9 protein-coding genes and 1 other RNA gene are annotated in these 7,491 nt (G+C 68.1%); 7 read left to right on the top strand and 3 right to left on the bottom strand.

Features of this window, described 5'->3' with window-relative positions; all coding sequences use genetic code 11:
* The first annotated feature begins 329 nt into the window (after positions 1-329).
* Genes VGF12_RS21375 through VGF12_RS21385 form a run of 3 tightly spaced genes read left to right on the top strand, consistent with a single transcriptional unit; the run spans position 330 to position 2,117 of the window.
* Entirely contained in the window at positions 330-698 is a 369-nt protein-coding gene (locus VGF12_RS21375) for a DUF4398 domain-containing protein (protein ID WP_331178070.1), read from the top strand.
* Positions 699-717: 19 nt separating this feature from the next.
* On the top strand, positions 718-1,641 hold the full coding sequence (locus tag VGF12_RS21380) for an OmpA family protein (RefSeq protein ID WP_331178071.1): 924 nt from the start codon (positions 718-720) through the stop codon (positions 1,639-1,641).
* A gap of 38 nt (positions 1,642-1,679) precedes the next feature.
* Entirely contained in the window at positions 1,680-2,117 is a 438-nt protein-coding gene (locus VGF12_RS21385; protein ID WP_331178072.1) for a hypothetical protein, read from the top strand.
* Positions 2,118-2,554: 437 nt separating this feature from the next.
* Here the strand turns inward: VGF12_RS21385 and ffs are convergent.
* The 3 genes from ffs to VGF12_RS21400 all read right to left on the bottom strand — a co-directional run bounded on the left by ffs (position 2,555) and on the right by VGF12_RS21400 (position 4,331).
* Positions 2,555-2,652: signal recognition particle sRNA small type (gene ffs / locus VGF12_RS21390), an RNA gene on the bottom strand.
* 10 nt (positions 2,653-2,662) lie between these two features.
* On the bottom strand, positions 2,663-3,049 hold the full coding sequence (locus VGF12_RS21395) for a SirB2 family protein (RefSeq protein ID WP_331178073.1): 387 nt from the start codon (positions 3,047-3,049) through the stop codon (positions 2,663-2,665).
* Between the two features lie 172 nt (positions 3,050-3,221).
* Entirely contained in the window at positions 3,222-4,331 is a 1,110-nt protein-coding gene (locus tag VGF12_RS21400) for an AIR synthase-related protein (RefSeq protein ID WP_331178074.1), read from the bottom strand.
* Positions 4,332-4,376: 45 nt separating this feature from the next.
* Here VGF12_RS21400 and dnaX point away from each other — a divergent pair, with 45 nt between their 5' ends.
* The 4 genes from dnaX to VGF12_RS21420 form a co-directional block, all read left to right on the top strand.
* Positions 4,377-6,266 (top strand): DNA polymerase III subunit gamma/tau, encoded by a 1,890-nt coding sequence (dnaX, locus tag VGF12_RS21405; RefSeq protein WP_331178075.1) that lies wholly within the window; start codon positions 4,377-4,379, stop codon positions 6,264-6,266.
* 13 nt (positions 6,267-6,279) lie between these two features.
* Positions 6,280-6,606 (top strand): YbaB/EbfC family nucleoid-associated protein, encoded by a 327-nt coding sequence (locus VGF12_RS21410; RefSeq protein WP_088483366.1) that lies wholly within the window; start codon positions 6,280-6,282, stop codon positions 6,604-6,606.
* Between the two features lie 9 nt (positions 6,607-6,615).
* On the top strand, positions 6,616-7,197 hold the full coding sequence (gene recR / locus VGF12_RS21415) for a recombination mediator RecR (protein ID WP_331178076.1): 582 nt from the start codon (positions 6,616-6,618) through the stop codon (positions 7,195-7,197).
* Between the two features lie 112 nt (positions 7,198-7,309).
* Positions 7,310-7,491: MAPEG family protein (locus tag VGF12_RS21420; protein ID WP_414710175.1), on the top strand; the 182-nt coding region annotated here is incomplete at its 3' end.

Below are 7,491 nucleotides of genomic sequence, written 5' to 3' on the forward strand. Positions count from 1 at the left end.
GGGCTGATCTACGCCGATCACCCCATGGCCGGCGCCGTGCAGCTGGGCGACAAGGAGCTGTCGCTGCTGCGCACCCTGCGCAATCAGGCCGTGATGGCCTTTCGTCAGGCCACCGGCTGAGGCTGGGCCGAGAAACAGCCCCTCGACCCGTCCGGGCCCGGACATGACACCCCGAAAGGGCTGTAGGGCATCTCCCACATCCGGTGCCGCCACGCGCTGACGGGTGGTGCGCTGCTCGTCGCGAATACTGAATTTGCATCCTCCAAGAACCTGGTCCCGGCGCGATGCCGATGCATGAACGCTGAGGACTTCAAACCACAGGAGTTCGTATGAATCCCCATCCGATGAAGGGTCGGGCGGCGTTGTTGGCGGTGTTTGCCGCCTCCGCCCTGGCCGCATGCTCGACGACGGGCGATGCCCCGAAGGCGCAGATGGCGGTGGCCAATGCTGCGGTCGATCAGGCCACCGGCAATGCCGCTGAAGCGCCTGCCGAACTGTCCACGGCCCGCGACAAGCTGGCCCGCGCCAACGCCGCCATGGCCCGCAAGGACTACGTGGCCGCGCGCCAGCTCGCCGACGAGGCTGCGGCCGATGCTGCGCTCGCCCAGGCCACGGCGCGCTCCGCCCGTTCCAGCCGCGCGTTGACCGAGGTGCGCGAGAGCATCCAGCAGCTGCAGGCGCAGCTCAACCGTTCCTGACTTCATCGAAAGGACTGCCATGCACGCCCTCCGCTTCACTTCATCCGTTACCGCCCTGGCTGCTGCGACCGTGCTGTTCGCAGGCTGCGCCAGCGCGCCCACCGTCACGCCCGCACTGGAGCAGGCCCGCGCCAATGTGCGCAGCGCCGAGGCCGACCCTGCGGTGCTGAAGTACGCCTCGCTGGACGTCAAGAAGGCTGCCGATTCGCTGCGCCGCGCCGAAGAGCTGAGCGCCACGCGTGAATCGCCGGCCGATATCGACTCGGCCGCCTATATCGCCTCGACGCAGGCCCGCACCGCGATGGCCATCGGCCGGGCAGCGACCGAGGAGGAGGCCATCAAGGCCGCCGAGGCCGATCGCGAACGCGTCCGGGCCGATGCCAATGCGCGGCGCGCCAGTGTTGCCCAGGCCCAGGCGGCCAATGCGCAGATCGCGGCGGCCAACGCCAACGCTGACGCCAACGCCGCACGCCAGCAGGCCGCTGCGGCCAGCGCGGACGCCGCCCAGGCGCAGGCCCAGGCGGCCGCACTGCAGCAGGAGTTGGCCGATCTCCAGGCGCGGCAGACCGATCGAGGCATGCTGGTCACGCTGGGCGACGTGCTCTTCGAATTTGGCCGTGCCGAGGTCAAGCCTGCCGCACAGAACGCCCTCGACAAGCTGGCCCATTACCTCAATCAGCATCCCGACCGCCGCATCCTCATCGAGGGCTTCACCGACAGTGTCGGCAGCGACTCGGCCAATCTGGCTCTCTCGCAGCGCCGCTCCCAGGCCGTGGCAGATGCGTTGCGCGCCCGCGGCATCGACCCAACCCGCATCTCGACCCGCGGCTATGGCGAGGCCTATCCGGTGGCCAGCAATTCGAGTTCGTCAGACCGAGCCATGAACCGTCGCGTTGAGGTCTACATTTCGAATGACAGCCAGCCGGTGCGCGCGCGCGGCTGAGGCCATGTCCTTGTCGACGCTCATCAAAGGAGATCGAGATGACCGAGCACCACCGCACCCGACCCCGCCATCGTCTTTCTGCGGCCTGGCTGGCCGCGGGCCTGATGGTCTTGGCTGGCGTGGCGCAGGCTGCCGGCCCCAAGGCCGGGAACGTTGATCCGTTGCGCCTGCAGTACGAGCGTGAAAAGGCCGATTGCATCAGCGGGCGCACTGGCGAGCCCCGTGACGTCTGCCTGCGCGAAGCTGGCGCGGCCTACGCCCAGGCGCGCAAGGGGCAGTTGGTCGCCCCGGGTGACCGCCCGGAGCAATGGGCTCGCAATGCGCTGCTGCGCTGCCAGGCCCAGCCCCCGGAAGACCGCGATCTATGCGAACGCCGGGTGCGTGAAGGCCAGACCAGCGGGAGCGTGTCCGGAGGAGGCCAACTGACGACCTTGACGGTGCGCTCGACCGACATCCCGAAGTCGCCGGGCAACTGAGGGTGATTCAGGAGGGGGCGGATTCTCTCGCCCCGCGATGGCCACCAGCCTGGGGCCATCGTGCGCGCATTTCATGGCCAAAGCGATGGCGAGCGGCGTCTCGCTCTTGGCCTGAATGTCACCGCCCCATCGCTGCGTGCGCGCGTCGCAGAGTTCGAACTGCTCCCCGCCTGGGCGCGGTGGCGGATGTCGCGCAGCATCGAGCTGCTGTGGTGCACCATGCCACGGTGCCACGGAATTGACCATTGCTTGCTTGAATCCGACTTCCAGAAGCGCGCGCCAGTGAAGCCAGATGGGGTATGAGTCACCGAGCCTCGACCGAGTACGGCAGGCATTTCCGTGGGTGACGGAAAGTGACAGAGCTCTGTGCAGCATCAAGGGCTGCCAAGTCGTTGTCAGATCGCTGCTATTGATCTGACTGGACCCTCAAGGATGAGGGTGACGAGCCTTACCCCCGGCACTGGTTGCAACGCTTAGGGCTGCTTGGTTCCCCACCTGACCCGGTTGGGCGCGCTTCCATGCGGGGAGGCCCGTCGAGCGAGATTCTAACCGGGCAGGAACTGTCGGTTGATGGACAAGTCCATGGCGAGGGCAAGCAGCGCGAGCGCCGTGAGGTAGCCCAGCACATGAAGGCGAGCCTGGCTCATCGCCCAGTGGCCGCAGATCAGGTAGCCCACCAGCGCGACGAGTTTGGCGCCCAGCCACCAATTGCGCACCGGGTGGTAGCCGATGGCACCCCACAGACTCAGCCCGGTGACGAGGAGGCAGGCGTTGACGCCGAACACCAGTACCAGCAGGCGCGCGTCCTTGGCCACGGCCTGCAGCCGTGGCGAGCCGAACTGGAATAGCAGGCCGCGCACGAAGAACAGGCTCACGCTGCACCAAGCCAGCAGCACATGCCACTGGACCATCTGGGTGTAGAACCACGTCATTTCAGATGTCGAGTTCTGCGGGGCCCGTGCCGAGCTGCCCCAAATCGGCCCGCCTCGCACAATGTGCTTGCGGCTCAACGTCGCGAGCCTCGCCGTTATCTCGTGATCCGTGCGGACGCGCCTGCGTGCCGCGTGCTGCGGGGCCAGACTGGCGCGAGGAGCCTTCCATGCCTCAGCGCAGTGCGAGGTCGTCTTCGCTGAAGCGGATGTTCAGGGGTTCGATCAGCAACTGCTTCTCGCCCGCTTCGACCGTGCCGGCCACCCATGCTTCGATGCCGCAGTCGCGTGAGATCTGCGCGGTGCGCTCGGCATCCTCGGCCTTGACGAAGATGGCGAAGCCGGCACCCATGTTCAGCGTGGAATAGGCCTCGCGGTCGTCCTGCCCGGCCTGCTTCTGGATGAAGTCCAGCACGGTCGTCTTGGGCGGCACGGTGTGGATGCGGTAGGTCAGGGGCGAGGGATGGCGCAGCAGCTTTCGCCAGCCATGTCCGGTGATGTTGGCGCAGTAGTTTGGCGTGATGCCGACCTTCCACAGCGCCTCTGTCACCGGCGAATACAGGGCGGTTGGCGCGAGCAGTGCTTCGCCATAGGTCAGGCCTGGCTCGATCTCGGTCTGGTAGCCCTGGGGCAGACGTTCGGCCAGCTTGCGCGCCAGACTCAGGCCGTTGGCGTGGATGCCGCTGGAGGCCAGCAGCACGATGGCGTCGCCCGCGCCCAGCTTGTCGCCCACCGACAGCCGCTCCTTGGGATTGATGAGCCCGGTGCAGGAGGCGGCCAGATCAATGCGGCCGTCTTCCACGATGCCGGCCAGCGCCGGAGTCTCGCCACCACCCCAGGCGACCTGGCAGGTGTCGCAGGCAGCTTTCCAGCCGGCCACCAGCGCCTGGGCGCGCTGGGCGTCACCGAACCAGTCGCTGCCGCCGGCGGCCCAGTAGGCCTGTACGACCAGTGGCGTCGCACCCACAGTGATGAGGTCGTTGACGGCCATCGCGATAGTGTCCTGCGCGATGCCGGCGAAGAAGCTCTTGCCCGTCAGCTTGGCCATCTCGTCGGCCACCAGGGTCTTGGTGCCCAGGCATTCGACGATGGAGGCGATGTAGAACGGCCCCACGTCCACGACATAGGCCGACTCGCCGCGCGAGGCCTTCACTTCGCTGAAGCCATGGCTGGCGAGGTGGGAAGCCGTGGCGGCGGCGGCGCGCTGGGCCGTGATCTTGAGCGGGTCGATCAGGTCGTAGTTGACGCCGGCTTGGTCGTAGGTGAGGGGGGCTTGCGAGGTCATGGGGCGGGATTATCCGCGGTGGGGCCGCCCATAGAATCCCGCTCCATGAGTTACCAGGTCCTGGCCCGCAAATACCGTCCGCAGAGTTTCGAGCAGCTCGTCGGTCAGGAGCACGTCGTGCAAGCCCTCGCCAACGCGCTGACGCAGGGGCGGCTGCACCATGCCTACCTGTTCACCGGTACGCGCGGCGTGGGCAAGACGACGGTATCGCGCATCCTCGCCAAGAGCCTGAATTGCACGGGGCCGGACGGCACCAGCGGCATCACGGCGCAGCCCTGCGGCGTCTGCGCGGCCTGCCGCGACATTGATGCTGGCCGCTTCGTCGACTATGTGGAACTGGACGCGGCGTCCAACCGCGGTGTCGAGGAGATTTCGCAGCTGCTGGACCAGGCCGTCTACAAGCCGGTCGTCGGGCGCTTCAAGGTCTACATGATCGACGAAGTGCACATGCTCTCGAACACCGCCTTCAACGCGATGCTGAAGACACTGGAGGAGCCGCCCGAATACCTGAAGTTCGTGCTGGCGACGACCGACCCGCAGAAGGTGCCCGTCACCGTGTTGTCGCGCTGCCTGCAGTTCAACCTGCGTCCCATGGCTGCGGCGGACGTGCAAATGCACCTGGGCAACGTGCTGGGTGCCGAGAGCGTTCCGGCCGAGCCGGGCGCGCTGCGCCTGCTGTCACGCGCGGCGCGCGGCTCCATGCGCGACGCGCTGTCGCTGACCGACCAGGCCATCGCGTTCGGGGCCGGCTCGCTGACCGAGGCGGGCGTGCGCCAGATGCTGGGCAGCGTGGACCGTGGTCACGTGGTGGCCATCGTCGATGCACTGGCGGCGGCCAGTGGTGAAGCCGTCGTGGCCCAGGCCGATGCGCTGCGTGGCGCAGGCCTGTCGGCCGCCGGCACGCTGGAAGACCTGGCCACGCTGTTCCAGCAGATGGCACTGGCCTTGGCCGCGCCGACCGCGCTGGACGACAGCGATAACGAGACTGCCGAGATCCGCCGCCTGGCCACCGCGCTGCCGGCCGACGAGATCCAGCTGATGTACAGCATGGCCTTGCACGGTCGCGCCGAACTGCATTTGGCGCCTGACGAGTACGCGGGCTTGCTGATGGTGCTCCTGCGCATGCTGGCCTTTCGCCCTGCCGGCACCCAGCCCAAGCCCGTGAAGGCCGCCGCGCTGGTGCGTCCGCCGGCAGTGGCGAAGGCCGTCGTCGCGGTGCCGCTGCCCAAGTTCATGCCGCCGCCCGCGCCGGCAGCTGCGCCGGTGGTGGCTGGCCCCGTGCCGGCACCGGTGCCCCAGGCCACTGCACCTGCACCCGCCGTTGCGGCTCCGTTGGAGGCTGAGTCGGCGACGCCCAGGCTGAGCGACCGACTGCGTCCGCGCCCGGTCGAGCGCGAGGCCGTGGCCGAGGACGATATGGCCTTCGATGGCCCCCCCATCGACGATGCGCCGCCGCCGTGGATGGATGCCGATGACGCGCCGGCCGCCACCGCAGCGCCCGCTGCCCGCGGCGAGCCCGAGCCGTCCCGGCGTGCCGTGCTGCGTGAGACGCCCGAGGGGGCCCGCTGGGTCGAACGCATCGCCGCGTTGAACCTGCCGGGCATGACTGGCGAACTCGCCCGTCAGGCCCAGGCGCTGGCTTGCGACATCGTGGACGGCCGCGAGGTCTGGAAGCTGCGCATTGAGCGCGAATCGTTGCGCGCACCCGCCCTCGTCGCCAAGCTGGAAGCGGCGATGAATGCGAGGCTGGACATCGAGGCCGGCGTGGCCGAGGACTCCATCGCCCTGCGGACGGTGGCCCGGGCCGAGGCCCAGCAGCGCGCGGCCGAAGACTTGGCCGCCAACCATCCGATGACGCGGACGCTGCTGTCCCAATTCCCGTCGGCACGCATCCTGCCGGGCTCCGTGCAGCCCGTGCTGACACCTTCTAACTGACAAGGACACGATCATGATGAAAGGCCAACTCGCCGGCTTGATGAAGCAAGCCCAGGCGATGCAGGACAACCTGAAGAAGGCGCAGGAAGAGCTCGCCAACATCGAAGTAGAGGGCCAGAGCGGCGCCGGTCTCGTGAAGGTCGTCATGACCTGCAAGAACGAGGTTCGCCGAGTCACCATCGACCCCAGCTTGCTGGCCGACGACAAGGACATGCTGGAAGACCTGGTGGCCGCCGCCTTCAACGACGCGGTGCGCCGCGCCGAGGCCACCAGCGCCGAGAAGATGGGCAAGCTGACCGCCGGCATGCCGCTGCCCCCAGGCATGAAGTTCCCGTTCTAAAGCGCCTTCGTGACCGCGCTTGAGACGTTGATCGAGGCGCTCAAGCGCCTGCCGGGCGTGGGCCAGAAGTCGGCCCAGCGCATGGCCTACCATCTGCTTCAGCATGACCGGTTGGCCATGCCGCGGCTGGCCGACGCATTGACGGTGGCGTGCGAAAGCATCAAGCACTGCGAACGCTGCCACACCTTCAGCGAGACGCCGATCTGCGGCGTCTGCGCGGACGGCGAACGCGACGCACGGCTGCTCTGCGTTGTCGAGACGCCGGCGGATCAGGCGGCGCTGGAGCGCACCGGGTCCTACCGCGGCTACTACTTCGTACTGCTGGGACGGCTGAGCCCGCTGGACGGGGTCGGCACGCGCCAGATCGGCGCGGCCGAGCTGCTGGCGCGGGCGGCGGAGGAGGAAGTCGAGGAGGTCATCCTCGCGACCAGTTTCACGGCAGAGGGCGAGGCCACGGCCCACGTGCTGGCTGAGGCGCTGCGTGCGCGCGGCATCAAGTCGACGCGGCTGGCTCGCGGTGTGCCGGTGGGCAGCGAACTCGAATACGTGGACCTGGGCACCATCGCCCACGCCCTGTCGGACCGAAGATGAGCGTTATCGCTGCCGGCTTCACCGGCTCCCTCAAAGGGACGCAGCCCTTGGCCCGACAAAGCCGGCGCCACGGCAACTGCTGGCGCAGCCCCTACAACCTCCTGGAGTTTCCATGACCATTGCCCAGATCTGCCTGCTCGTGGCCTGCCTGCTGCCCGTGGGATGCGCGGGGCTTGCCAAGTCCAAGGGCTTCGGCAAGCGACGGCGCGATGGGGGCTTCGACAACCACCAGCCGCGCGAGTGGCTGGCCAGACTGAACGGCTGGCAGGCGCGTGCCAACGCTGCCCAGGCCAA

It is taken from the genome of Roseateles sp. (assembly GCF_036404855.1).
Taxonomy (GTDB): Bacteria; Pseudomonadota; Gammaproteobacteria; order Burkholderiales; family Burkholderiaceae_C; genus Pelomonas.

Bases quoted from the DNA above. Each gene is read 5' to 3' on its own strand.
- VGF12_RS21375 (WP_331178070.1), top strand. From the start codon at position 330: ATGAATCCCCATCCGATGAAGGGTCGGGCGGCGTTGTTGGCGGTGTTT.
- VGF12_RS21380 (WP_331178071.1), top strand. From the start codon at position 718: ATGCACGCCCTCCGCTTCACTTCATCCGTTACCGCCCTGGCTGCTGCG.
- VGF12_RS21385 (WP_331178072.1), top strand. From the start codon at position 1,680: ATGACCGAGCACCACCGCACCCGACCCCGCCATCGTCTTTCTGCGGCC.
- VGF12_RS21395 (WP_331178073.1), bottom strand. From the start codon at position 3,049: ATGACGTGGTTCTACACCCAGATGGTCCAGTGGCATGTGCTGCTGGCT.
- VGF12_RS21400 (WP_331178074.1), bottom strand. From the start codon at position 4,331: ATGACCTCGCAAGCCCCCCTCACCTACGACCAAGCCGGCGTCAACTAC.
- dnaX (WP_331178075.1), top strand. From the start codon at position 4,377: ATGAGTTACCAGGTCCTGGCCCGCAAATACCGTCCGCAGAGTTTCGAG.
- VGF12_RS21410 (WP_088483366.1), top strand. From the start codon at position 6,280: ATGATGAAAGGCCAACTCGCCGGCTTGATGAAGCAAGCCCAGGCGATG.